Source organism: Stenotrophomonas sp. 2201_Sma, from assembly GCF_056486685.1.
The window spans coordinates 3,778,896-3,804,578 of sequence record NZ_CM151329.1 but is presented as its reverse complement, the minus strand read 5'-3'; the positions used below and the strand labels follow the sequence as shown (position 1 = coordinate 3,804,578).

Genomic DNA, 25,683 nt, shown 5'->3' with positions numbered 1-25,683 from the left:
CCCGCCATGTCGCTGTCCGACCCCACCTCCACCCTGATGTTCGCCGAAGCCGCTGAAGCGGCCGACGTCGTCGCCCGCCAGTTCTCGCGCAACCACGCCACGATGGAGACGCTGGCTGCCAGCCTGCGCGCCGCGCCACCCCCGTTCGTGGTCACCTGCGCGCGCGGCAGCTCCGATCATGCCGCCACCTACGGCAAGTACCTGCTGGAAACCCAGCTGGGCCTGGTGGTCGCCTCCGCCTCGCCGTCTGTGGGCTCGGTGTATGCCGCGCCGCTGCAGCTGCGCGGTGCACTGTTCATCGTCATCTCGCAGTCGGGCAAGAGTCCGGATCTGCTGCGCAATGCCGAAGCGGCCAAGGCCGCCGGCGCGCGCGTGGTCGCACTGGTCAATGTCGAGGATTCGCCGTTGGCGCAGCTGGCCGACACGGTGATTCCGCTGCATGCGGGCCCGGAGAAGAGTGTGGCCGCGACCAAGAGCTACCTGGCGTCGCTTGCGGCACTGCTGCAGCTGGCCACGTACTGGAAGCAGGACAGTGGCCTGCGCGCTGCGCTGGAGCTGCTGCCGGATGCATTGCGCGAGGCATGGCAGTGCGATTGGACGGCGCTGGCCGATGGCCTGGTGGACGCCACCAACCTGTTCGTGCTCGGGCGTGGGCTTGGGCTTGGCGCGGCGCAGGAAGCGGCGCTGAAGTTCAAGGAAACCTGCAGTCTGCATGCCGAGGCCTACAGCTCGGCCGAGGTCAAGCATGGCCCGATGGCGCTGGTCGGCCGCGGCTTCCCGGTGCTGGCTTTCGCCCAGCCCGATGAGACCGGCGCGGGCACACGTGCCGTGGTGGAGGAGTTCTCAGCGCGTGGTGCGCAGGTATGGATGGCCGGCGCCGCAGGCAACCTGCCGGTGGCTGCCGCGCCGCATCCGTTGTGCGCCCCGCTGCTCACCGTGCAGAGTTTCTACCGTGCGATCAATGCGCTGGCGCTGCGCCGCGGGTTCAACCCGGACCTGCCGCCGCATCTGAACAAGGTCACGGAGACCGTGTGATGGCAACCGTGCTGCGCAATGCCCGCATCCTGGTCGGGGATGATTTCCGCGATGACCTGGCAGTGCTCATCGAGGACGGGAAGATCAGCGCGCTGCTCCCCGATGCCGCGCCGCAGGTGGGCCAGGCGGCCGAGCAGGTCGATCTCGGCGGCGGCTGGCTGCTGCCGGGTTTCATCGACGTGCAGGTCAATGGCGGTGGCGGCGCGCTGTTCAACAACACGCCGGACGTGGCGGCCCTGCGCACCATCGCGCAGGCGCACCGCCGTTTCGGCACCACCGCGATGCTGCCGACGCTGATCAGTGATGACGTGGCGGTGATGCGCGAGGCGATCGCCGCCTTGCGCGAAGCCATCGCTCAAGGCGTACCCGGTGTCATCGGCATCCATCTGGAAGGGCCGTACATCGCCCCGGCACGGAAGGGGACCCACGACGCCAGCAAGTTCCGCGTGCCCGATGCGGAGGAGATCGCGCTGGCCGCCTCGCTGGACAATGGCGTGACCCTGCTCACCCTTGCGCCGGAGCGGGTACCGCTGGAGTCGATCCGCGCACTGGTGGAGCGCGGGGTGATCGTCGCGGCTGGACATACCGCTGGAACGTACGAAGAGATCTGCGCCGGCCTGGATGCCGGTGTGCGCGGCTTCACCCATCTGTACAACGCGATGTCGCCGCTGCAGGGCCGGGAGCCGGGTGCGGTGGGTGCCGCGCTGGAAGATCGCGACAGCTGGATCGGCATCATCGTCGACGGCGTGCACGTGCATCCGGCCAGCCTGCGGGTAGCGCTGGCGGCCAAGCCACGCGGTCGCCTGCTGCTGGTGACCGATGCGATGCCGCCGGTCGGCGCCGATGATCCCAGCTATGTGCTGTATGGCGAGACCATCACTGCCGTCGATGGGGTGGTGCGCAACGCAGCTGGCGCGCTGGCCGGCTCGGCACTGGACATGGCCACGGCCGTGCGCAACACCGTGCAGATGCTCGGCCAGCCGCTTGCCGAAGCGGCGCGCATGGCCTCGACCTATCCGGCGCAGTTCCTCAATGTGGACAACCGGCTGGGCCACATCGCCGAGGGTTACCAGGCCGACCTGGTGCTGCTGGACGATGCCCTGCAGGTGCGGGGCACCTGGATTGCCGGACAGTACGAGGCCGCCTGATGAGTGCTGCGCCGTCAGCGCGCCTGGGCTCGATCGACGCCCTGCGCGGCATCACCGTGGCGGCGATGCTGCTGGTCAACAACCCGGGCGACTGGAGTGCGGTGTTCGCACCGCTGCGTCATTCGGACTGGCATGGCTGCACGCCCACCGATCTGGTGTTCCCGTTCTTCCTGTTCCTGGTGGGCGTGTCGATGGCCTTCAGCGTGGCACCGCGCGCGCTCGATGCGTCGGTGCGACCCACACTGGCGCGTGGCGTGCTGGAGCGCGCGTTGCGCATCCTGCTAGCCGGCGCGTTGTTGCATCTGCTGATCTGGTGGGCGCTGGATACGCATCACTTCCGCATATGGGGCGTGCTGCAACGCATCGCGGTGTGTGCGGCGCTGGTTGGCCTGCTGGCGGTGTATGCGCGGCTGCACGTGCAGGTCGGGGTGCTTGTCGGGCTGCTGGTGGGCTATACCGTGCTGCTGCTCGGCCTCGGTGATCTGGCGCCATGGACCAACCCGGCCAGCCGTCTGGATACCGCGCTGTTCGCCCCGTGGATCTACCAGTGGCACGCCGATACCGGGCTTGGCCATGACCCGGAAGGGCTGCTGAGCACGCTGGGCGCGCTGGCCAGCACCACCCTGGGCCTGCTGGCCGGCGCACTGCTGCGCAGCGGTCGCGCCGTGGCGCTGGCAGGAGTGGGCGCCGCAACGGCAGTGCTGGGCCTGCTGCTTGCCATTGTGCTGCCGTTGAACAAGCAGCTGTGGACGCCCAGCTACGTGCTGTGGACCGGAGGTCTTGCGGCGCTGGCCCTGTGGCTGGCGCATGTGCTGATCGACCAGAAGGGCTGGCCCGCGTGGGGCCGTCGTTTTGGGGTCAACGCGATCACCGCGTACCTGGGGGCCTCGGTGATGTCGGTGGCATTGTTGGCAACCGGCGCCTGGGGCTGGGTCTGGCAGCAGCTGGCGGCGGCGATGCCGGGTGCGCTGGAGCTGGCGTCGATGCTGCAGGCCCTGGCCTTCGTCACCCTGTGGTGGGGCGTTGCGTGGTGGCTGGACCGGCGCAGGATCTATCTCAAGATCTGACAGCGCCGGGGTATGGACGCACCTGCGGTGGAGCAGGGCCAACTCGGCTCATTGCCGGCCGGGGACTGCCGCTGCGGGCTCCACCAGCGCCCCCGCGTGATCGGCCAGCACCTGTACCGCGTGCAGCAGCCCTTCTTCCACCTGCGGCGGGCAGTGCGCTCGGGCATCGTCCATCTCCCGCGCCGCCTGCGCGGCCAGCAGCAGTCCTGCGCAGGAAGACACTGCGGCCAGGCAGCGCGTAGCGCCGGCCAGATCACGCGCCCTCGCTTCCGTGATCCGCGTTTCGGGCCAAGGTTGGCCGTTGGCACCGTCGCCGCGCGCGATGCTGCGTAACCGGGCGAAGAATGCAGGCTGCGGCACGTTCTCGTGGGCTGCGGCCAGCGCATCTTCCAGGATGTCGGCGGCAGCGGCGGGCAGCCGCAGCCCAGGCAGGGCGTCGCCCAGCAGCGCGTGCAGGCGGGGATGGGTGGGATGGGGCAGGGTCATGGCAGCAACCTCACAGGCGAGTCCACCTGCAGGACGCAAGGTGGCGGGCGGTGCGGGTTGGCGTGCCGGTGAAGCTTTTCAACGGAGAAAAAGCCGGCGGATCCGGAGATCCCCACGCACCGCCCGCCGCAGAACGACGGAGGGTGCACTATTCGGGCCCGCGATGTTGTCGCAAGCCCGCCGTTGAAAAGCTTCATTCGGGACGCCAATCCCGGCCAGCACAGGGGCGCTGGCAGATGCCACCGTCGCGCGGTCTACAGCGCGATGACATGGGCAAAGTTGCAATGTGTGTGTTCGTATCGGCTGCCTTCCTCGCGCCCGGAGCGCCGTGTCGGCATCGCGCAATGCCTGCGGTGCCAGCTAGGTCAGATACGACAACCTGCGCGATGGCCGTGCCGATCATCAACCCGCTATGCTGGGCGCCTGACTCAACGGCAAGGAACGTCGTATGCAGATCTGCAACGGAGTGCGGCGCGCGGGTGCGACGGTGGTCGTGCTTTGGGCTGCGCAGACGATGGCCGCAACGGCCTTGGCATCCGCGGTTGAACTGCCCTCACCGGAGGCGCAGGTGCAGATGCTGCAGGTGCTGGAGGCGCGCGCGCTGTATCGCGACCGTGTCGATTGGGCCGGTGTACGCGCGACGCTGGCCGCCGCAACCGATGATGCTGGCCGGCGCCAGTTGCTGGATGACGCCGCTACCCGCAGCACGGGCGGCCATGGCCGCTGGATTCCGCCCAGCCTGCAACGCCAGCGTTCCGGGCGTGCGCAACGCTCGAAGGCCGGCCAGGATGCGGCGTCGCCAATGCCGTGGCAGGCCGATGCGCGCGTCGGTGTACTGCAGGTGAGCCCGTTCCTGGACGATCCTCAGGTGGGCGAGCAGGCACGGTATGACGCTCGCAGAACCTACGCGCTGGCGCTGCAGCACCGCATCGTGGCCCTGGATGACGGCACGCGGTGCGGCTGGGTGGTCGATCTGTCCGGCAATGGCGGCGGCAACATGTGGCCCATGCTGCTGGGCCTGCTGCCGTTGTTGCAGGGCACCCCGGATAAGGAAGGGGCCGTGATCGGCGGCTTCCGCAGCGCCGAAGGGCAACGGCCGTGGCGACAACGCGACGGAGAGGTCCTGGATGGCGCGAATTCGCGGCTTCGCTCGCGCCAGGCGGCCTATGCGCTGCGCGGCGGTCCCGCACCGGTCGCGGTAGTGTTCGGCCCGCGTACTGCCAGTTCGGGCGAGGCCGTGGCGCTGGCCTTCCGCGGCCAGCCCGGCAGCCGCAGTTTCGGCCAGCCCAGTGCAGGCTATTCCACCGGCAATCAACCCGTGCCCCTGGTGGATGGCAGCATGCTGCTGCTGACCGTCAATGTCATGACCGACCGCCAGGGGCAGGGTGACGGTCGCCAGCTGCAGCCGGATCAGCCCACCGCCCCCGGAGCGTCCGGTCTGCGGGCCGCGCAGGACTGGCTGCTGGCCCAGCCCACCTGCTCGGGGCGTTGATCTGCACGCAGGAAGGCGAACCGTGGGAGGCGCCGCTTGCACCGGTTCATCGCTCGAGGGCCCGGCCTGTTAAAGTCTCTCCTGCAATCACGTAGCGGAAGCGACCATGGACCACGACACCCCGTTCGAACCCCTCAACGACCTCGAGGTGCGCCTGCTGCAGGCCCAGGATGGCACGCTGACCGCGTCGCAGTTCCTCGATGGGCTGCTGACCTCGACGGCGTTCGTGCTGCTGGACAAGGCCATCGGCGAAGACGGCGCATGGGATGAGAGCATCTCGCCCCTGGTGCTGACCAGCGAGAGTGGCGAGCCGATGTTCGCGGTGTTCACCGCCCCCGAGCGCGCCGGCCTGTGGCACGAACAGCTGCCGCAGTTCGCGCATGCCATGCCGATCGCGGTGCATGCGCTGCTGGCCGGAATCGGCGACGGTGTCGGCCTGGTGCTGAACCCCGGCCTGGACGTGGGCATGGAGATGATTCCCGATGCCGTGGCGCAGTTGAAGCAGCGCGCTGCTGCGATCACGCGGGGCATGGCGCACTGACCACACCGATGCCGGTGGTAGATCCGGATGCGCTCACATGTGGTGTCGCATAAGGACCGGGTTTGCCGCTAAGAAGTGATTCGACGATCACTTTGAGGTTTTCATCGACAGAGAATTGGCAGTGCTGTGCGTGAGTCTCCGCGCTGGCATGTCTGCGTTGTCGTCTTTGACTCTTTCTTCTGTGCCCTGCAGCCGAACAGTCTGGCCCGTTTCAAGCCGGACGCGCGTTGCTCATGGAAGGACTTCCGCATCACCTCCGTCATGCGACGTTGCTCGCGGCGCTTGCAGCGCCGCGAAGCGACGATCGCTTTCTCAGGTTGCACACCCCCTGCGGCACTGACGTGCTGGTGGCCGAAACGCTGGATGGCGTCGAACAGATCGACGGCATCGGTTTCCAGTGGACGATCACGGCGCTGTCGCTGGATGCGGGCCTGCCGCTGGCCCCGCTGATCGGGCAGGGCGCGCTGCTGCAGATGCAACAGGCCGACGGCAGCCTGCGGCCGTTGCATGGACGCATCACCGCCGCCGAGCGGCTGGGCAGCAATGGCGGCCTGGCACGCTACCGGCTGCGCCTGCAGCCGTGGCTGGCGTTCCTGTCGCAGCGGGTGGACAGCTATGTGTTCCACGACAGGACGGTCGTGGAGATCGTCGAGGACATCTTCGCCGACTACGGTGGTCTGGCCCCGGCCTGGCGCTGGTCGCTGGCCGATGCCGGCCAGTACGCGCGGCGCAGTCTGACCACGCAGTACCAGGAAAGCGACCCGGCCTTCCTGCAGCGCCTGCTGGCCGAGGAAGGCATCTATTACTGGTTCGAGCACGCCGGTGACCCCGGCAGTGCCGACTTCGGCAGCCACACCCTGGTGCTGGCCGATCACAGCCATGACACCGCCGAGCTGGGCAGCGTGCGCTTCCATCGGCGCGATGAAAGCGAGCGCAGTGACAGCGTGCAGCAGTGGTCGACCGCGCACCGCTGGCGTCCGGGCAAGGTGCAGCGTGCCACCTGGGACTACCGCACGCTGGAGCGCCGCCAGGCCAGCGCCGAAAGCGGGCAGGCCAACGACCTGGGCATCATCGACCGCGACACCTGCGGCCCCTACGGCTGGCAGGACAATGCCCGCGGCCAGCGCCGCGCGCAGCAGCACCTGGATGCGCTGCGCGTGCGCGCGCAGACCATCGAGGGTGCCGGCCAGTGGCGCACGCTGGCCCCGGGTGCACGGTTCGGGCTGTCGCAGCACCCGCAGGTGAGCCAGGACGCGCAGTTCCTGTGCCTGTCGGTGCAGCACCAGGCGCGCAACAACCTCGATGCCGATGTATTCGATGCGCTGGAGCAGACCCTGGGTCCGTCCAGCGTGGCCGCGCCGGCACTGCCGGGCGCGCTGTCGGGCCCTGGCCAATGGACGTGCGCCCGGTGAGGTCTCCACCGCCTTCTACGACAACCGCTTCGTGGCCATCCCGGCCGAAGTGACCTACCGGCCACAGACCGACGATGGCCATGGCGCGCATCTGCATCCGAGGCCGACCATCACCGGCACGCTCAGTGCGATCGTGGTCAGCGATGGCGACCCGCTGCTGTCCGACCGCGACCACCGCATCAAGGTGCAGTTCCCGTGGCAGCGCGGCGGCAACGCCAGCAGCGGGCTGGCCCATCCGGGCGGGGACGACAATGCCCCGGCCACCGGGGGGGCCTGGACGTGGGTGCGGGTGATGACCCCATGGGCGGGCGACAACTGGGGCGGCGTGGTGCTGCCACGGCGCGGCCAGGAAGTGCTGGTGGCCTTCCTGGAGGGCGACATCGACCGCCCGGTGGTGGTCGGTGCGGTGTACAACGGCCGTGGCCAGCAGGACGCGCAGCACAACCAGATCAACGGTGGCGGTGCCAACGCCACCGGTAATGCGGCGGCGTGGTTTGAGGGCAACGATCACGCCGCGGTGTATACCGGCTTCAAGAGCCGGGCGCTGGCCGACAGCCAGGGCGGGCAGGGCGGCTACCAGCAGCTGCGCTTCGATGACACGCCGGGCCAGGGCCGCGCGCAGCTGTCCACCACCCAGCACGAGACCACCCTGACCCTGGGCCATCTCAAGGGCGGCCAGGACAACGTGCGCGAGGGCGAGCGGGGCTTTGGTGTGGAGCTGTCCACGCAGGCCCAGGGTGCACTGCGCGCCGGCCGTGGCCTGCTGCTGACCACCGAGCCGGGTACGCCGCAGCTGGCGGCGCCGCAGGCACTGAGCCAGTTGCAGGAAAGCCAGCAGCTGCTGCAGCAGCTGGCCGAGTCGGCAGGCAAGCAGCAGGCGCAGCTGCCGGCGAGGCGGCCGAACTGCCGGTAGACACGACGCTGACCGAACTGCAGGAGACCCTGCGCGCCACCCACAGTGGCAGCGCGGCGGGCAGCATCGCCGGTGGCGACGGCGAAGCGCCGGGCTGGAGTGCGCCGGTCCTGCTGGGCAGTGGCGTGGCCGGCGTGCTGAGCCTGACCCCGGCCGACCAGGTATGGGTCAGTGGCACGCATACCACGCTGGCCAGCGGCGTGGCACTGAACTGGATGACGCAGGGCTCCTTGACGATGGCCGTGGCCGGCGGGCTGGTGCTGTACACCGCCGGCATGGAACCCAGCGGCGAGAGCCCGAACCAGGAGCGCGGGATCGCGCTGCATGCGGCACAGGGCAAGGTGAGTGCGCGTGCGCACAAGAACCAGGCGATCGTGGCCGCAAAGACGCAGGTGCGCATCGCGAGCACCGAAGCGGACGTGCAGCTGTCGGCACCGAGCAAGCATCTGCTGGCGACGGCGGCCGGGGCCTACATCCGGATCGAGGGCGACAACATCGAACTGGGCGCACCGGGCAAGGTGGAATTCAAGGCGAGCCAGAGGGAATGGCTGGGGCCGGCGAGTGTGGTGGGGCAACTCCCCGTGCTTGCCGCAGATCTCAAAGCGTGCCCAACCAAGGACAGTCAGCTGGCAGCGGCCGGCGCTGCAACTATCTGAAATGAATCATCACTCGCTTGAATCGTTGATCCGGGATGTCGGTGAAAGATTGCATGGTCCGCGCCAGCCGCGCTGGGCAGGCGCAATCATCGATCCATTGGTGCGCGACCCACTTGATGATGGGCTTGTCGCGGAGCTGGGAGCAACCAAACTCAGAATCAATGTGCCGCTTCGTGACAAAACGCCATCGCGCCTTCCGTACCTGCTTCTGCTGGAAGCAACCTCTGACGGCGTCGCGCTGCTGCACGCCACCTGCCTTGAGGCAATGGAAGAGCAGCGGAACCCCGATAGTGAGGCAGAGCACGGGTTCGCCATTGGGCCTTGGATCGGCTTCGACTCCGAGCCTGATGAGATCGCCAGACATTGGGCCACGATCTGTACGATTCGAGTAGCCGGGCAGGGACGCCGGTATCTGCGCCTCGCGGATCGGCGGGTACTCAAGTGGCTCTGGCGCCGCCTGGACGCCGCCCAGCAGGCCTTCATGGCAGGACCCATGACGCAGATCCTGGTGTTGGGGCGAGATTCGAGTGTCGCTGAACTCCGCGTGTCAATGACACCACAGCAGGAGCGCACTGGGCTCCGATGGAAGTTCGATGGGAGCATGCTTGACGAGTGCGAGGCTGTGCAGAGCATGCTCAGAGGATGGCGGCGATTCGCACCAACCGTTCCGGCGAACTACCTCGATCTGGCCGAGTTCGCGCTATCCGAGGCGCAGGCCGCTGGCGCCCAAAGCCTGCATGATCGAGTGCTCCTCGGAGCGTACGCCTTGCAGGTAGACAATCACGTTCTCAGGTCGCCAGAGCTTCGGCGACTTGTTGCCACATCCCAGGCACAGGCCACGAATCTCGCTTTGGCCCTTGCTGCGATTCCCGATAGCAGGTGGGACGCCATGGCACTGGCCGTCCGACAAGGCCGGTCCGGCGCTCGCCATCTGGAGGCCACTCAAGGAGAGAGCATTCATGGCTTCAGGTGATAGCAATCAATATTCGAGCAACGCCATCACCGCTGCCAGGAGAACCAAGACGTGCGGTGCTGGCGGTTGCCCGTCATGTGTCAAGTCTGGCCTGCCCGTGTTGCTTACCCGGCCGGGGCTGGCTGAAGCACGATACGCCGCCAGATCAGCCGTGCAGACACGCCAACTGATGGCCGGGCTTTCCGCGCCCGACCTGAAGTTCTCCGACTATGTCATGCGCGCGCTGAGGACAGGGTACGTCTACGTCTACTATCAGACTCCAGCAATGCATGCGCTGATTGGTGGAGAAGGTTGGGAGGCTTACGCTGTCGACGAGGCAGGCTATGTCAGCCCCATTCCGTTGGAGAATCCACCTCTGCCAGAGGAAATGCCGCGCTTCAGTTGTGAGCGCGCGGCGGGCTATGCCGCCGCTATGCTGATCAACATCAAAGAGCCCTCCCGCGCTGGTGAGGTCTGGATAGGTTTCAGCGAAGTGCCGCTATCCGTGAAGGTAAGGCAGAACTACGCGGCAGACCCGGAGCTTCTGAACCAGCGTTTTACTCGCCTGAACGCGTCCACCGGTCAAAGCAGCCGTGCGCTGGCGCTCACGGATGGTGCGATACAGGGCGCAATTGCGGACTACGACGTCGAGCGCGGTCGCATGCTTGAAGGCCTGCGCGGAAATCCCCATCGTCCAGGGCAGGTAGCGCTGGACAAGAATGGCAAGGTCCCGGAGAAGCCGGCTTCGGAAGATGCGCAGACCGAAGAGCGGCGCGAGTCCGCCAAGGACGTTGCCGCGGCGGCGGCTGCAATCGCGGGCGCATCCAGGGATCCAGCCGCCAGGCAGCCTCTGATCCTGGGTGTCAGCGACCCGGTCGGCATGGCCCACGAAGCCGCGCATCTGCGCCTGACACTGCCCAGCAAGGCTGTGACGTGGTTGATGGCGCAGAAGGACGGTGCCCGACGCCTGCAGACTGCAGTGACGCTGGTGGGGCTTCAGCAGATGCTGGTTGAGCAGGCCAGGGTGCGGGAGGCTGACTTCCGTGATCGCAATCCGCCTGCGATGTCTGCAATGGATCTTCGTGCGGAAATGATAACGAAGACAGAGTTCGAGGCCCGCCAGAAGGCAGGCATCGTTCCTTCGTCCGCCAGCTGGTCGCCGCTCGCCATTCCCATGAACGGCCCGTGGGGTAAAGGCGTCGCCTCAAGCGGACAGAACGGCTACGGGACTGTGCACGTAGCCGGCGGCGCTTTTGAGGCCGACGCGCTTGAGCTGATCGATAAGATCAAGAAGAAGGCGTCCGGCAAAACTCGCGACACCGTCACCGGAAAGTCACTGGGCTGGGAAGACTACCTGAAGGAGTTTGGTAGGTACTCCGCTGAAGACAAGGCACTGCGCAAGCACATCCAGGGGGATCACCGCGATCTTCTGTCGTGGAATGGCCGCAAGCTGGTCACCGGGTTCGATTTCGATGAGACGAGCCCCGAAGATGGCATCTATTACAGCCAGGTGGTCGCCAACCTATTGCACGGCGGGCCCATCGACGACGAGGCTGTGGAGTGGTACGCCGACTTCGTAAAGGATGATCCCAGCAACAAGGACAATCTGCTGGTCAGGGCCATGCTGGGCAATCAGAAAGACGCGTTTGAGCAGTTTTCCGGGTGGAGCGTCGAAGAGGGCCAGAGAAACAAGGCCACTGAGGTTCTCAACAATCTGCTTGATCTGGCAGAGAAGCTGAGCGAGTCCAACCAGGGCGGGAAGGCGGCCGCGTTGGCCGTGAAGCACGTTGACACGCTGCGGATTCTTGCACGTGCGTATGCCAGCCCGCTGATCGCGATGGTGGGCGCCGTAGCGCTTGGCGCAGGGAAAGTGAAGAAGACGCTCTCCCCGCTTCTGTACGACCGTGTCATGGCCTTGTTGAGCAGTATGGTCAAACGAGCAGCCCCGCAGATTACACATCTGATTGTTGATGCCCCTCTGCGGATGGCAGGGCGCGCGTGGCGGGAGGTCTCAAGGGCATTCACTGCGGCTGCGGCCGACACGCCGGCCGGCAAGCGCAATGGCGTGAAGAGCCTGGTGATTGGAAGCGGAAGCTCTCTCCAGCTGGCAGGTGCCGGTGAAGCGGCTGATACGCGAGTGAAGCTGCATCTGTGGACCAACCAGAGTGAAGAGCAACTGCGCGCGCTTCAATCCACGGTCCAGCCGGGGCAATCCGTGGCAAATGCGCGGCCAGCACCGGGATCGATGATGACGGGAGTTGTAGTTGCGGCTGCTCCCATCACGATGGGGTCCAGCGGTCTGATGAGCCTGGCTTCGGCCACCCCCAAGGTGATTGCCGATGTGCCCACGGTGATGAGTGCCGGTGCCGGCATCATTCACGCGATGGAAGTAGCCAAAGCATGGAAGAAGATGGAGGTTGGCACAGCGAAGGAGCGCAGAGATGCCATCTTCAGTTTCTTCTCGGCAGGGTTAGGTGTGGTCTCGGCATTCCTCGATGTCGCGAAATCGTACGCGCAGAATGTTCTCAAGAAGGGGCTTGCCAAGCGTCTGGAGGCCACCGTTGCTCTGTTTGCGGCTATTGGTTCGTTCATTGATTCGGCGCAGGCTTTTGTTGCTGCTGCGGACGATTTGAAGAATGGGCGAGGAGTGGCTACTACCGCCCATGCACTTCAGGCAGTATCTATGTTCCTAGGGGGTGCGGCACTTAGTATTTATGCGGTTTCTATAGTTGCTAAAGGTTTTGGTGTGTCCACTTCCTGGCTGGGCTGGGGAATCGTATTCATTGTCATCGGTCTTGCCTTGGGCTTTGTAGCATCCCTATTCATGACTCTTCCCATGGAAGACTGGGCGGCGAGATGCACTTGGGGGAGCAGGTTTGCGTCGACGTGGTCAAACAATGAGGTAGAGCTGCAGGAGCTTAACAAGGTTCTTCTGGGTGTTGAGATCGACGCGCAGTTTAGAAGTTCGCTTAGTTGGAAGAACATCACTAGCGTTGACGATGTGTTCATCGGAGAGGCCGTTCGGCGAATGGTTGCCCAGGAGTCCGACGTGCAGTTCACCAGGGAATTCGTTGTGAAGCTGAAGTTGGTGGAGCAAATGAGGAGGCGACTAGGAATCAGAATTCAGATCCGCGGTCAAGGTGTCGCGGGCGCTGAGACCATAGTTGCGTACTCAACCGACACCAGCGGTAGACCAGGGGAGAACTGGGGGCGGGGAGTGTCAGCCGGTAAAATCGATCACACTGCTCTGGAAGCACTGACGATTTCTGGGTATGTGCAAAGTGGTAGATTCTCCATGCTGGCAATAGAGTTGACCATCCGGGATGCTCTTGAAGGTGGGGATGCAATTATTCAAGAGATAATGGTGATTGAGTGAGCACTTCATTCAAAAGAACAGGTGCAGTTACAATCCCGGAATGGGAAGGGGAGGAGCCCTATTTTGATGTGGTTTTTGCGCGGGCTCGAAGCCAAGGTGGCGCGCAAGTTGGAGTTGCGCAGCCAAGAAGAATCCTGGATGGCTCTGACCTGACCGGCGCGCATACTTGTCCATCGTCCTCTGATGCTGTAGTTGCTGCATATGAGAATGGAATACTCGTTGGAGGGCTAAGGGGATCGTTGAGCATTTCGTTGCTCGCGTGGTTCGGATTCCTGCCTGCATGCGGGCTGATGTTCATGGGGCTTTGGTGTGCCTATGTAATCGTTCAGGCCGGGGCGGGGGTTATGGATCAGCCAGGTCTTGCAATTGGCTTGGCAATTGCTGGTGTGATTGGTTTTACATCGGGTGTAAGTATATTTAGCGTACTGCTGCGTGTTCTTGTATTCATGCCATCTGATTTTCCGGTTTTGCTTAATAGGAAGCTCAAGGAGGTTTGGGTTGCGGTTCCAGCGATGCCATCATTCTTTCGAATATTTGAACTTTCTCCGGTTATCTTCGAACGGCATAGTTGGGCCAGCCTGAAGCCGCGTACCTACCGGCTTCTTGAGGTTACGCCAGGCGCAAGTTCCGCTCGGTGGACTTACATTCTGACGCTGGTCTTTGGGCAAGAGGATGATCCACGAAAGGTGGCCTGTGAAATGAATATCGGCTTCAAAGGCTGGGGAGACGATTTCGAGCTGCTGCAGCTTTGGGAGCATATTCGCCGATACATGAACGACGCTGGCCCGGCTTTGGACCAAGGCGAAAAGTTCAAGACCTTCAGCACGGGCCGACTTCCCAAGTTCCCGGATGAGGCAATGGCGGCCTTGGGACGAAAGCTCTCGGAATCCGAGGCTTGGGAGATTACGGGGGCCTAATGGCCCTGTTATTGGCGGTGGGCCAGATGAAATGTGAACTCTAAAGAGCCCCGCTGCTGAAAAACAGAGGAGGTCGGTCTATGAGAGGATTTTGGTTGAATGAATAGACCCAGAAAGCGGTATGGCGACGTTCTGGTTGAAGAGTGGGAGGGCGAGGAGCCCTTCTTTGATACGGATTTTGCAAAGAAGCGGACTAACGGCACCGGACAGGTTGGTGTGGCCCAACCCCGCCGGATCCTGAATTCCACTGGCGGCGATCAAGTTCACAGTGGCCCCTCATCGTCCGATGTTGTTCTGGCGGCCTATGAGAACGGCATCATGATTAGCGGCCTGAGAGGGTCCGCAAGTCTTTCATTACTTGCGTGGTTCGGATTTCTTCCAGCCCTGGGTCTCGTCGCGTCCTCGTTCTTTGGTGCCTCTGTCTTGCTCAAGGGGGCTGGGAGTTTCTGGTGCATGAGCCCGGCGTTGCGTTTGGCTTCGCATTTGGGACCTTGTTCGGTGCACTCTTTGGAACTAGTGGATTCAGTGTTCTGTTTCGTATTCTGGTGCTGATGCCATCGGATTTCCCGGTGATTTTTAACAGGAAAACGAAGGATGTCTGGGTGACAGTTCCTTCGATGCCGTCATTCATACGGATCTTTGAATTTATTCCGGTGAGGTTTGAACGGCACAGTTGGGAAAGTCTTCAACCTCGAACATACAGGATCCTCGAGGTCACTGCTGGCATGAGTTCTGCTCGCTGGACATACATCCTGACGATGGTTTTCGGACGTGAAGACGACCTCACGAAGGTCGCCAGTGAGGTGAACATCGGCTTCAAGGGATGGGGAGACGATTTCGAGTTGCTGCAGCTTTGGGAGCACATTCGTCAATACATGAACGATGCCGGCCCCGCTTTGGACCCGGGCGAAGAGTTCAAGACCTTCAGCACGGGCCGACTTCCCAAGTCCCCGGATGAGGCAATGGCGGCCTTGGGGCGAAAGCTGTCGGAGTCTGAGGCGTGGGCTGCTCCAAAGACTTGACGCAAGATCGGCCGCGTCGGCATTTGACCTGCCCCGGTTTGTAGTCTCGACAACCACGATCTGGCGTGTCGGCCATGAGCCTTCTCCCCTCAGACGGGAGAAGAACCTAAAAATGGCGGGGGTTACCGTGCCGCCGCAATCGCCTTCACCCGCGCCCTGGCCAATGCTTCACCAATCGCCGGGCCTTTCAGGTGCGCCGTTTCCAGATCCCGCGCCTGTACCGAGAGCGCCGCCTGATGCAGGCGCTTGAGCGTTTCGCCCTGCGGGTAGTCACTGTCCTCGAATCCCAGCCGTCCGCGCTTGTCGGCCTCGCAGCACAGGGCGATGCGCGCGATGCGTTCGGGCCGCCGCAACGCGTCGCAGCGACCCAGCAGCTCCAGCACGGTGGCATCGCGGAGCTCGTCGATGCGGTGCACGTTCAAGTGCTCGCGGCAGACCGCTTCCGCCAGCTGCTGGTGTTCGGCCGGGACCTTCAAGCGGGCGCACAGCGCCTTCAGCGGCCTGATCCCGCGCTGCTCATGCATGATGTGGCGCGGCCATTCCTCCGGCGGGGTGAGGCCCTTGCCGAGATCGTGGGTGAGCGCGGCGAAGCCGACCAGGTCATCGCCCGGGGCCAGTCCCGCTGCCATGTCACTGACCATCTCCTGGTGCAGGCCGGTGTCGATTTCCGGATGGAACTCGGCACGCTGCGGAACGCCATACAGCGCTTCCAGCTCGGGCAGGACCGGGCCCAGTGCGTGCGCCTCGTGCAGGGTGCGCAGGAACGCCGAAGGCCGTTCGCTTGCCAGCGCCCTTCGTAGTTCCTGCCAGACGCGCTCTGGTACCAGCGCGTCGAGCTCACCGCTGGCAGCGACCTCGCGCATCAGCGCCATGGTTTCGGGGGCAACGGTGAACCCCAGCGGGGCAAAGCGGGCCATGAAGCGGGCCGCGCGCAGCACGCGCAATGGATCTTCAACGAAGGCAGGACCGACGTGGCGCAGCACGCGCTGCTCGATGTCACGCACGCCGCCGTAAGGATCGACCAGCGCACCGCTGTCTTCGTCGCAGGCAATGGCATTGATGGTGAAGTCGCGGCGCTGCAGGTCCTCTTCCAGCGTGACCGCCGGATCGGCATCGACCACGAAGCCGCGATAACCGCGGCCGGATTTGCGCTCGGTGCGGGCCAGGGCGTATTCCTCACCGGTCTGCGGATGCAGGAACACCGGGAAGTCCCGACCCACGGCGCTGAAGCCCTGCGCTTCCATCTGCGCGGGCGTGGCCCCGACCACCACCCAGTCGCGGTCGCCGGCGGGACGCTGCAGCAGGCGGTCGCGCACGGCGCCGCCGACAAGATAGATCTTCATGGCGGGGATGATGGCATGCCCGGCGCGCAGAGCCGAATCAGTCGCCGCCCTGGCCCGCGTCCGCCGGACAGCTGAAGCGCTTGCGCTTGTCGACCAGGCGTCCCATCAGGCGGTCGCTCAGCGGCAGGGCGTCACCGTTGAGGCGCCAGTCGTAGATCACGCTGAAGGCCAGCACGCGCGCGACGTACTCGCGCGTTTCCTTGTAGCTGATCGTCTCGATCCACAGGTCGGGATCGAAACTGGGGCGCTGGCTCTGCCAGCGTGCCGTCGGCGTCGGACCGGCGTTGTAGGCGGCGATGGTCACATAGGGCAGGCCGTCGTACTTGTTCATCAGCTGGCGCAGGTAGGCGGTGCCGATGGCGATGTTGGTGTCGGGGTCGTAGAGGCTGTCGGCACCGCCGTAGCCGGTCAGGCCGATGGACTTTGCCACGGCGGCACCGGTGGCCGGCAGCACCTGCATCAGGCCCATCGCATTGGCAGGCGAGCGCGCGCGCGGAGTGAAGATGCTTTCGGCGCGGATTTCCGCAGCGACCCAGGCCGGATCGATGGCATTGCGCGCCGATTCGCGGCGGATCGTGGCGTCATGGTGCAGGGGGAAGCGCAGATCGTACAGGCGCTGTTCCTGCGGCTGCTTGCCGAGGGAGAACACCGCGCGGTCGAACCAGCCATTGTCCTGGGCCACCCGCACCGCCAGTCGGCGCTGGGTGTCATCGAAGCGCGACAGCGCGCTGTTCCATTCGGCCACCGCCCAGCCGGCGCGATCGATCTGGAACAACGCCACGGCGCGCTGGATGGCAGGATCGCGAGCCACTGCGGCCTTGGCCTGTTCGCTGTCGTTGGGTTTCCACGGGCACAGCGTGTAGCCCTGCTGCAGCTTGTCGGCCGCGAGGAAGCCGTGGAAGGTGGGCGTGCGCGCGGCCTCCCGGAACAGAGACTGTGCCTGCTGTGCCTGCCCGGTCTTCTCCAGCATGCGTCCTTCGTAATAGCGCCAGCGTGGATCGTTGCGCTGTTTCGGCCCCATCTTGCGGATTGCTGCCAGGGTCGCCGGCCAGTCGCCACGCGACATCGCTTCGCGCACGCGCCATTCATGCAGGCGCTCGTCGTAGGCGGCGTCGGGGACTGCATTGAGGCGCCGCGCGGAATCAGGCAGGTAGGAGGCAACCGTCCACAACGCGATCTGGTAGCGCACCTGGGCCTGCTGCTCGGCACTCAGGCCCAGGGCCTGCGCGTACTGCGGCAGCTGCTGCTCGGTGGCATCCGGATCGGCCTTGGCCAGCTTGACCAGGCCATCGGTGGCGATGCGCCGGCTGCGATCGTTGCGCGGCCAGTTCAGTGCGCTGGCATTGGGCTTGTCGACGAACGCAGCATAGGTGTTGGCCAGCGCCAGGTCGGCAGCCGGCAGTCCGCGCGCGGCGCTGCGCATCACCGCCGGCTGCTGCGCGTCGGCGGCCGCGTCGATGCGCTCCCAGCGCAGTGCGTCGCTCAGGCCCCCCTGGGCCTGCAGCACGGCGAACACTGCATCGCAGCCGTCGGGCAGCGACTTGCCGTTCCGGCGCCACAGCTCCTGGGCGTCGCTGATCCATTGCGGATCGACGCCGCCGGTCACCTGTCGCGCGGTCAACTGCGCACAGCGCAGGCCGAGATTGTCGGTAGGCGCCCAGTTGGCGAGCAGGGTGGGCCAGTCCTGCCGGCGTGCCACCGAGGGCAGCCACACGCTGCGGAAGGAGGTGGCCACGGCCTGGCCCTCGTAGCGCTTGAGGAAGGCCTGCGCCTGCGCGGTGTCGACCGTGTCGATGTTGCGCCGCAGATTGGCGTACTCCAGCCAGCCATAGGCCGGATGGCGGCTGAGCGCGGCGGCCTGGCCGGGATCGAACTGGCCGCGTTCGGCAGCGGCGATGGCGGCTTTGAGCTGCGCGTTCTGGGCATCGAGGGACTGGGCACCGGCGCAGCCGATCAGCAGCAGGGAGGCCAGCGGGAGCAGGGACAGGGCGGTCGAAGAGCGTCGGGTCATGGCGCCAGCATAGCGGGCACTGGCTGAATTCAGTTTCGCATCGCGTGCACGCCAGGCGAAGGCAACGGCGGCTGAATGCAGGTGCATGCAGCCTCTGCCGCAACGGCGGGATGCCGGCGTAACGTCAGAGCCGGGCGAACCGCCCGGCTGCAGGGAGCGGCACATGGCGTTCAGTAGCACAGGAAGGAATGGCCCGCTGGCGGAGATCAATGTCACGCCATTGGTGGATGTGATGCTGGTGCTGTTGATCATCTTCATCGTGACCGCACCGATCGTGGCCCGGCCGATCGCAGTGCAGTTGCCGCAGGCGACCGATCGCGTGGTCGCCCGGCCGGACCCGCCGCCGCCGATCGAACTGCGTCTGGATGCAGCCAACCAGCTCAGCTGGAACGGCCAGCCTCTGGCCATTGCCGATCTGCAGTCGCGCCTGCAGGCGCAGGCGGGTGAGCATGCCGGCAACCTGCCGGAGCTGCGCATCGCGACCGATCCGGCGGCCGAGTACGAAGGGATGGCACGCATCCTGGCGGCGGCCGAGGCCACCGGCATGGAGCGCATTGCGTTCGTGCGCTGAGCAGCGGACGAGGGGCTGTCGATGCACAGCCCCTCCACCAAGAGTGCTTTGGAGCACTCCGCGGATGCCGGCACCTGCTGTCGCAACAGGCGCGTGGTCAGCGCGCCAAGGCTGGAACACGACACACAATCTGTCGCTATCTGAGGCGATTGCCCGTCAATCGCGTCAAGCCCGCGTGAAAGGGTGTCGGTCGTCACGCCGTGATTTTGACTACTTGTTTACAAAGGAGACGCTGCCGCCATGCAGGAGGGGCGTACGGCAGCCAATGTCCCGACATTCCTTTGGAGAGAGAGCGAATGAATCACCTGCACCACCGCCCCCTGGCGGTTGCCGTCGCCCTGTGCGTGACTGCCCTGGCACCGCTGGGCGCCGCCGCACAGTCCACCACCAACCTGGACGCGGTCGAGGTCACCGGTACCCGCATCAAGCGCGCTGAAGTGGAGGGCCAGGTTCCGATCCAGACCCTGACCCGCGGCGACATCGAGCGCACCGGCCTGAGTTCGATCGGCGAAGTGCTGCAGCAGCTCACCGGCTCCGGTTCGGCGCTCAATGCCAAGTTCAATTCGTCCGGCAACTTTGGCTTCCCCCCGGATGGCAGCGGCGTCGGTGCGGGTTCGGCGCAGGTCGATCTGCGCCACCTGGGGGCCAAGCGCGTGCTGGTGCTGGTCGATGGCATCCGCTGGGTCAATGAGTCATCGGCGTCGGGTGTCGGCGCCGCGACCGATCTCAATACCATTCCGCTGGCCATCGTCGAGCGCATCGAGGTGCTGGAAGACGGCGCGTCGTCGCTGTACGGCTCCGATGCCATCGCCGGCGTGGTCAACATCATCACCCGCCGTGATTTCGATGGCGGCCAGGTGACCCTGAACTACGGCGAATACAGCAAGGGCGACGGCACGCAGAAGGGCGTGGACCTGGCCTGGGGCAAGAGTGGTGATCGCTTCAGCCTGTTCCTCGGCGCCAGCTGGACCAAGCAGGATCCGGTGTATGCGAAGGACCGTGAACAGTCGCGCTTCCCTATTCCCGGTACCGGCCTGGCGTTCGGCAGCGGCGGTATCCCGCAGGGCCGCTTCGCTTTCGTCGATCCCAATACCGGCGCAGAGCAGGACATCGTCCCCAATACCGGCGTGAGCAATCCGCGCTACGACGGCAGCGCGGGCTGCAACCGCACCGATGACTACCACTGCTTCACCAGCGCTGACCGCTTCAACTTCGCCGAGTACAACATGGTGCTGACGCCGTCGGAGCGGAAGGGTCTCTTCGGCCAGTTCCGCTTTGACATCACCGACAACGTGCAGTGGTACGTCAAGGCACTGGGCAACCGTCGCGAGTCGACCAACCAGGCTGGCCCCGAGCCGCTGTTCTTCGGCCCCGATGGCGCCACCGGCAATCCGCTGGCCGACAACATCACCATCTCGGCGCTCAACCCCTACAACCCGTTCGGCTTCGACCTGGTGTCGTCCGGCAACATGAGCCTGATCGGCCGTCGCCCGGTGGAAGGTGGCGCGCGCGTGTTCGAGCAGGAGGTCAACACCACGTACTTTGCCACCGGCCTGGTCGGCAACTTCCAGGCGGCCGACCGCAGCTGGTTCTGGGACGTCAACGGCATGTACAGCAAGAACAAGGCCGAACAGACCAACTACGGCAGCTACAACATCTACAACGTCAACCTGGCGCTGGGCGATCCGGCCGCATGTGCGGCGACGCCGGGCTGCGTGCCGCTGAACATCTTCGGCGGTGCCGGTTCCATCACCCCGGACATGCTGCGCTGGATCCAGCCGGTGGTACGCGACCGCAGCCAGAACGAGCTGAGCCTGTTCACCGCCAATCTGTCCAGCGATCTGTTCAACCTGCCGGCCGGCCCGCTGTCCTTCGCCACCGGTTACGAGTACCGCAAGTACGAAGGCTGGTACCAGCCCGACCCGTTGACGGTGATCGGTCACTACAACGGCGTGCCGTCGCAGCCGACTTCCGGCTCGTACGACGTCAATGAAGCCTACCTGGAACTGAGCGTGCCGATCTTCGCCGACTCGGCACTGGGCAAGAAGCTCGACCTGAGTCTGGCAGGCCGCTACTCGGATTACTCCACCTTTGGTGGTGAGTTCACGCCCAAGTACGGCCTGCGCTGGCAGGTGACCGATGACTTCGTGCTGCGCACCACCTATGCCGAAGGCTTCCGCGCGCCGTCGATCGGCGAACTGTACGGCTCGGCCGCGCGCGCGGACCTGCAGCTGTTCGATCCGTGCTCGATCGGCCTGGGCGGCACGCCGCCGCGTGGCAGCGCCGCCAACTGTGCCGCGCTGGGCGTGCCGGCCGGCTTCCAGCAGGCCAACTCGCAGATCTCGGTGACCACCGGCGGCAACCGCGAGCTGGAACCGGAGCGTTCACGCAGCTTCAGTGCCGGATTCGTCTGGAGCCCGTGGTTCGGCAACAACACCTCCTGGTCGGAGCGCTTCGACGTGGAAGTGACGTTCTACCGCCACAACATCGATGGCGCGATCCAGGCGATCAACGCGCAGACCCAGCTGGACCTGTGCGTGGATACGCTGGATCCGGTGTACTGCGATGGCATCACCCGTGCCAGCACCGGCGCGGTCAGCAGCTTCAACAACCGACTGACCAACCTGGGTTCGATCAAGACCGATGGCTGGGACGTGGATCTGTTCTGGACCCTGCCGCAGACCTCGATCGGCCAGTTCAAGCTGGGCTGGAAGAACACCTTCGTCGGTCGTTACGAGGCCACCGGTGCGGCCGGCCAGCGGCAGCCACAGAAGCCGGGCGTGGAAGTGGCCGACAGCTCGATTCCGGAATGGACCAGCAACGCCAGCATTGGCTGGACACTGGACAACTGGAGCGCGAACTGGACGGTGCGGCACATCTCCGAGTTGACCGAAGACTGTGGCGACGCCGTGGCGTTCCCGGTGTGCAGCAACCAGGTGGCGGGCACCAACACGCTCTCGGCGACCACCTTCCATGATCTGCAGGTGGGTTACAGGATCGACTGGATGAAGGGACTGCAGCTGACCGCTGGCCTGAACAACGTGTTCGACAAGGATCCGCCGATCTGCCTGTCGTGCTCGCTGAACGGCTATGACGCGTCGACCTATGACATTCCGCGTGGCCGCTACTGGTACATGCGCGCGGACCTGCGGTTCTGATGTGATGAGGGGCAGCGCCGGACACTCCGGCGCTGCCTTGCGGGTGTAGAGCCGAGCCCATGCTCGGCTGATTCCCTGCAGCTGATCAGAACGACCAGGTGAACGTCAGCGAGCCGTTGCGGCCATCGCCGTACGCACCGTAGCCGTTGATCTGCGAGAGGTACTGCTTGTCCAGCAGGTTGTTGAGGTTGGCCTGCACGCTGAACTCCGGCGAGATGCGGTAGCGCACGAAGGCGCTGACCAGGGCATAGCCGTTCTGCTCGATGCGGCCGTAGGCCGGCACCGCATAGTAGATGCGGTTCTGCCAGTTCGCCCCACCGCCGACCGTCAGTGCCTGCAGCGACTGCGGCGTGTAGCTGGTGAACAGCTTCAGCGCAGTCTGCGGCAGGTTGGTGTTGATGTCGGCATCGTTGGCATCCTTGGCCACGTAACGCGAGGCACCGAAGGTCGCGTTCCAGCCCGGGGCCAGCTCGCCGTTCAGTTCGAATTCGAAGCCGCGGCTGACCGTGCCGCGCGCGGCGCGGTAGGCGAATTCGTTCTGGCTGCCCTGCACCGGCTCACCGGTGGCCTAGCCCACGTTGTCCTGCTCGATGCGGAACACCGCCAGCGAAGCATTGAGGCGGTTGTCGAACCAGGCGCCCTTGACGCCCACTTCGTAGCTCTTGCCATCGACCGGATCGAGGTAGCTGCCGTTGCGGTCCTTCAGTGTCTGCGGCTGGAAGATCTCGGTATAGGCGGCGTAGGTGGAGAAGGTATCGTTGATGTCCAATACCAGGCCGGCATAGGGCGTGGTGACCTTGTGTGAGCGGTCCGCACCTTCGCCTTCACTCTTCCAGTCGGTGTAGCGTGCACCGACGATGAGCTTCAGCGGGTCGGCCAGCGACAGGCGCGTGGCCATGTAACCGGCCTTCTGGGTGATGGTGCCTTCGCTGGCCAGCGCCAGCGGGTTCCAGTTCGGCTCGGAGATGTCGCCGGTCCAGCCAAGATAACTGGTGAACGGGTCCCAGCTCTGGCCGGGGCCGCCAATCTGGTAGTCGCCGTAGTTGGCGTACTCGCGCTTGTTGTAGCTCAGGCCGGCCATGAACTGGTGCTCGCGGCCGAACAGCCGGAACGGGCCGTCGACATAGCCATCGACTGCGTTGACCTTGCGCTCGGTGTTGTAGAAGCCGGCCGACGGCGAAATGCCGGTGCCGGTGGTCCTGTCGAAGAACGAGGCACCACTGGTCCAGTCGTTGTAGGCCGGGTAGAACAGCTTGTCGTCGGCCTTGGTCTCATCGTGGGTCGCACCGACCTTGAACTTCCAGCCATTGCTGAAGGCATGCTGCAGGGTGGCGAACGCGCGCTTGCTGGTGGTGTCCCAGTAGGTCCAGTTCGGACTGGCGTTGAACGATTCGTCGTAGCCGGTGGCCGAGCCGTCGGAGAACAGCATCGGGAAGCCGCCCCAGGTCGCACCATTGGCGCGCTTCTGCTGGTAGTCGTAGCCCACGCTCAACTGCGTGTCCGGAGTCAGGTCGGCGTCGATCACCGCGTAGCCCAGCGTCTTGTGCTGGTTGTAGCGGTCCATCTGCGCGTCGGTGTCGAGGTAGCTGCCGATCACCCGGCCACGCACGGTGCCACTGGCATTCAGCGCGCTGCCCACGTCCACGGTGGTACGGGTACGGCCCCAGCTGCCGACGTTCACCGATACGCTGCCGGCCAGCTCGGCGCTGTCGGCATGCTTGCGGATCAGGTTCACCGAGGCAGACGGGTTGCCTGCGCCACTGAGCAGGCCGGTGGCGCCGCGCACCACCTCCACGCGGTCATACAGAGCGAGGTCCAGGCCGGAATCGCCGTAGCTCCAGTTCTGCACCATCTGCGTGGGCAGGCCATCGAACTGGTAACTGTCGATGTAGAAGCCGCGCGCATAGAACTCGGTGCGCTCGCTGTCCGATTGCGTGCTGGTCACACCGGTAGTGTTGGCCAGCACGTCGATGATGTCGTCCAGGTTCTGATCTTCAATGCGCTGATGGCTGATGATGCTGACCGACTGCGGAATCTCGCGCGGCGTCAGGTCGAAGCGGGTACCGGCCGAGGTGCGGCGCACCGAGTAGCCCTCCGCGCGCTCGCCCTTGACCACCACCTTGTCGAGGGTGGTCGCATCGGTGGCAGTCTCTGCGAAGGCGGTCGGGGCGATGGCGCAGAGTGCGGCGAGCACGGCAACGGACAGCCGCTGTGGCTGCGGGATACGGAATGCAGGACGGTTCATGGGATTCCTGGACGAGCATGCGCGTTCGGCCGACATCCAGGAGGCGAGGCGCTAGGGGTAGGGGAGAGGCGGGCGCGCCCTCCTGGCGGCGCCGTAATCGAAAGGAATGTTAATACGAACTATTCCTATTTACAAACGATGAACAAGGGCGCGCGGGGCAGGATCGTCCGGCTGCCGGGGACGACCGCCGTCCGGCGGCTTAGCGGCGCAGCAGTGGCAGAGGATCCCGCGCGCCGTCTGCGCCATAGATGCCCCAGTGCAGGTGCGGCGGGGTGCCCTTGGCGTTGCCGCTGTCGCCGACGTGGCCGAGCAGATCGCCCGCGGCTACGACCTGGCCGCGGGCGAGGCCTGCGGCCCAGCTCTCCAGATGGGCGTAGTAGTAGCGCTCGCGGCCGGGGCCGATCACCCAGACCTGACGGCCACCCAGGCCGCCTTCCCGCACCTCGGCAACCACGCCCGGGGTCGCGCTGCGGACCGGGGTACCCCGCGCGGCGAAGATGTCGATGCCGGCATGGCTGCGGTCGCGCCCTCGCGGCGCGCCGAAGGTATCGGCGATCTGGCCCGGCCGCACGCCGTCCACCGGTACCGGCAGCTCGGTGGCCGGTGGCATCCGGGCCAATGACCACAGCATCTTCGGCGCTTCGGCCCAGCGGCTGTTCCAGACGGACAGGGCGGCAACGACGGTGACGACAAGCAGGAACGCACGCAGCAGCCAACGGCGCAGCAGGCGGGCGGAAGACGTGGAGGGTGTGCGGGGCGAAGGATTCATGCCGCGCCAGTATGGCGCGGTGGGTGTCGAGGCCGGTTCATTGCAGGGGGACTTCGAAACTGCGCTTCAGCGTGGACAGTGCCACCGCGGTGCGGAATCGTTCGATGTTGTCGTCGCCACCGAACAGCCGCTCGCTGATGGTGTCGTACTCCTCCATCGAGGTGGCCGAAAGCACCAGCAGGAAATCGCCGTCACCGGTGATGGCATAGCACTGCTGCACCGCCGGGTCGTCCTGCACGCGCTGCTTGAACGGCGCCACGCGATCACGCTGCTCGCTGACCATGCGCACCTCGACAATGAGGGTCAGCGGTCGGCCGATCCGCGCCGCCGCCACCACGGCCACATTGGCCGCGATCACACCGCTGTCCTGCAGACGCCTGACCCGCCGCTGCACCGCCGGCGTCGACAGGTGCACGGCTTCGGCGATCTCCCGCTGTGGCAGCGTGTTGTCCCGCTGCAGCAGGGTGAGGATGGCGCGGTCGAAGCTGTCCAGCACGGGGGCAGTGGCCATGGTGAGCAGAAGTTGCATGGACGGGCCGGTAATTGAGCCAAGTGCTCGCCGTCGACGC

16 protein-coding genes and 2 pseudogenes are annotated in these 25,683 nt (G+C 65.3%); 12 read left to right on the top strand and 6 right to left on the bottom strand.

The genetic code is table 11. The annotated features are described in order from the left end of the window. Positions 1-6 precede the first annotated feature (6 nt). From ACZLIF_RS17490 to ACZLIF_RS17480, 3 genes are read left to right on the top strand one after another with little or no spacing between them, the layout of a single operon-like run. Positions 7-1,035, top strand: a complete 1,029-nt coding sequence (locus tag ACZLIF_RS17490) for an SIS domain-containing protein (RefSeq protein WP_053519280.1) — start codon at positions 7-9, stop codon at positions 1,033-1,035. After that, positions 1,035-2,183: an N-acetylglucosamine-6-phosphate deacetylase gene (gene nagA, locus ACZLIF_RS17485; protein ID WP_128990011.1), complete on the top strand. Its 1,149-nt coding sequence runs from the start codon at positions 1,035-1,037 to the stop codon at positions 2,181-2,183. The genes ACZLIF_RS17490 and nagA overlap by 1 nt, the downstream gene beginning before the upstream one ends. Continuing rightward, on the top strand, positions 2,183-3,250 hold the full coding sequence (locus ACZLIF_RS17480) for an acyltransferase family protein (protein ID WP_128990013.1): 1,068 nt from the start codon (positions 2,183-2,185) through the stop codon (positions 3,248-3,250). The genes nagA and ACZLIF_RS17480 overlap by 1 nt, the downstream gene beginning before the upstream one ends. A gap of 48 nt (positions 3,251-3,298) precedes the next feature. Here the strand turns inward: ACZLIF_RS17480 and ACZLIF_RS17475 are convergent, their stop codons facing one another. Next, the gene (locus tag ACZLIF_RS17475) at positions 3,299-3,736 is read right to left on the bottom strand and encodes a hypothetical protein (protein WP_128990015.1); all 438 of its coding nucleotides are present in this window, start codon (positions 3,734-3,736) and stop codon (positions 3,299-3,301) included. 448 nt (positions 3,737-4,184) lie between these two features. Between ACZLIF_RS17475 and ACZLIF_RS17470 the strand changes: the two genes are divergently transcribed. From ACZLIF_RS17470 to ACZLIF_RS17440, 7 genes and pseudogenes are all read left to right on the top strand, one after another. Next, the gene (locus ACZLIF_RS17470; protein ID WP_128990017.1) at positions 4,185-5,228 is read left to right on the top strand and encodes a S41 family peptidase; all 1,044 of its coding nucleotides are present in this window, start codon (positions 4,185-4,187) and stop codon (positions 5,226-5,228) included. A gap of 106 nt (positions 5,229-5,334) precedes the next feature. Further along, positions 5,335-5,769 carry an SseB family protein gene (locus ACZLIF_RS17465; RefSeq protein WP_005411035.1) on the top strand — a complete coding sequence of 145 codons (435 nt, stop codon included), beginning with the start codon at positions 5,335-5,337 and terminating at the stop codon, positions 5,767-5,769. Positions 5,770-6,002: 233 nt separating this feature from the next. Further along, a pseudogene (locus ACZLIF_RS17460) lies at positions 6,003-8,750 on the top strand (type VI secretion system Vgr family protein). 1 nt (position 8,751) lies between these two features. Beyond that, positions 8,752-9,723 (top strand): DUF4123 domain-containing protein, encoded by a 972-nt coding sequence (locus ACZLIF_RS17455; RefSeq protein WP_128990461.1) that lies wholly within the window; start codon positions 8,752-8,754, stop codon positions 9,721-9,723. Next, on the top strand, positions 9,710-13,078 hold the full coding sequence (locus ACZLIF_RS17450; protein WP_164972406.1) for a T6SS effector BTH_I2691 family protein: 3,369 nt from the start codon (positions 9,710-9,712) through the stop codon (positions 13,076-13,078). The genes ACZLIF_RS17455 and ACZLIF_RS17450 overlap by 14 nt, the downstream gene beginning before the upstream one ends. Further along, positions 13,075-13,995, top strand: coding sequence for a hypothetical protein (locus tag ACZLIF_RS17445; RefSeq protein WP_128990463.1), 921 nt, complete (start codon positions 13,075-13,077; stop codon positions 13,993-13,995). The genes ACZLIF_RS17450 and ACZLIF_RS17445 overlap by 4 nt, the downstream gene beginning before the upstream one ends. Before the next feature lie 449 nt (positions 13,996-14,444). Then, the gene (locus ACZLIF_RS17440) at positions 14,445-15,017 is read left to right on the top strand and encodes a DUF6708 domain-containing protein (protein ID WP_478462142.1); all 573 of its coding nucleotides are present in this window, start codon (positions 14,445-14,447) and stop codon (positions 15,015-15,017) included. 122 nt (positions 15,018-15,139) lie between these two features. Here ACZLIF_RS17440 and ACZLIF_RS17435 read toward each other — a convergent pair whose 3' ends face one another. Further along, positions 15,140-16,360, bottom strand: a complete 1,221-nt coding sequence (locus tag ACZLIF_RS17435) for a multifunctional CCA addition/repair protein (protein ID WP_128990467.1) — start codon at positions 16,358-16,360, stop codon at positions 15,140-15,142. A gap of 37 nt (positions 16,361-16,397) precedes the next feature. Next, a complete protein-coding gene (locus ACZLIF_RS17430) occupies positions 16,398-18,371 on the bottom strand; it encodes a transglycosylase SLT domain-containing protein (protein WP_128990469.1) in 1,974 nt (657 codons plus the stop codon). Positions 18,372-18,534: 163 nt separating this feature from the next. Between ACZLIF_RS17430 and ACZLIF_RS17425 the strand changes: the two genes are divergently transcribed. Together ACZLIF_RS17425 and ACZLIF_RS17420 are read left to right on the top strand one after the other, a co-directional pair. Further along, positions 18,535-18,942, top strand: coding sequence for an ExbD/TolR family protein (locus tag ACZLIF_RS17425; RefSeq protein WP_128990471.1), 408 nt, complete (start codon positions 18,535-18,537; stop codon positions 18,940-18,942). A 296-nt stretch (positions 18,943-19,238) separates the two neighbouring features. Continuing rightward, a complete protein-coding gene (locus ACZLIF_RS17420) occupies positions 19,239-22,100 on the top strand; it encodes a TonB-dependent receptor (RefSeq protein WP_053519872.1) in 2,862 nt (953 codons plus the stop codon). Positions 22,101-22,185: 85 nt separating this feature from the next. Here the strand turns inward: ACZLIF_RS17420 and fhuE are convergent. From fhuE to ACZLIF_RS17405, 3 genes and pseudogenes are all read right to left on the bottom strand, one after another. Continuing rightward, a pseudogene (gene fhuE / locus ACZLIF_RS17415) lies at positions 22,186-24,345 on the bottom strand (ferric-rhodotorulic acid/ferric-coprogen receptor FhuE). Between the two features lie 199 nt (positions 24,346-24,544). Next, on the bottom strand, positions 24,545-25,114 hold the full coding sequence (locus ACZLIF_RS17410) for a M23 family metallopeptidase (protein ID WP_053519870.1): 570 nt from the start codon (positions 25,112-25,114) through the stop codon (positions 24,545-24,547). A gap of 37 nt (positions 25,115-25,151) precedes the next feature. Next, positions 25,152-25,625, bottom strand: coding sequence for an Lrp/AsnC family transcriptional regulator (locus ACZLIF_RS17405; RefSeq protein ID WP_128990473.1), 474 nt, complete (start codon positions 25,623-25,625; stop codon positions 25,152-25,154). Positions 25,626-25,683 lie beyond the last annotated feature (58 nt).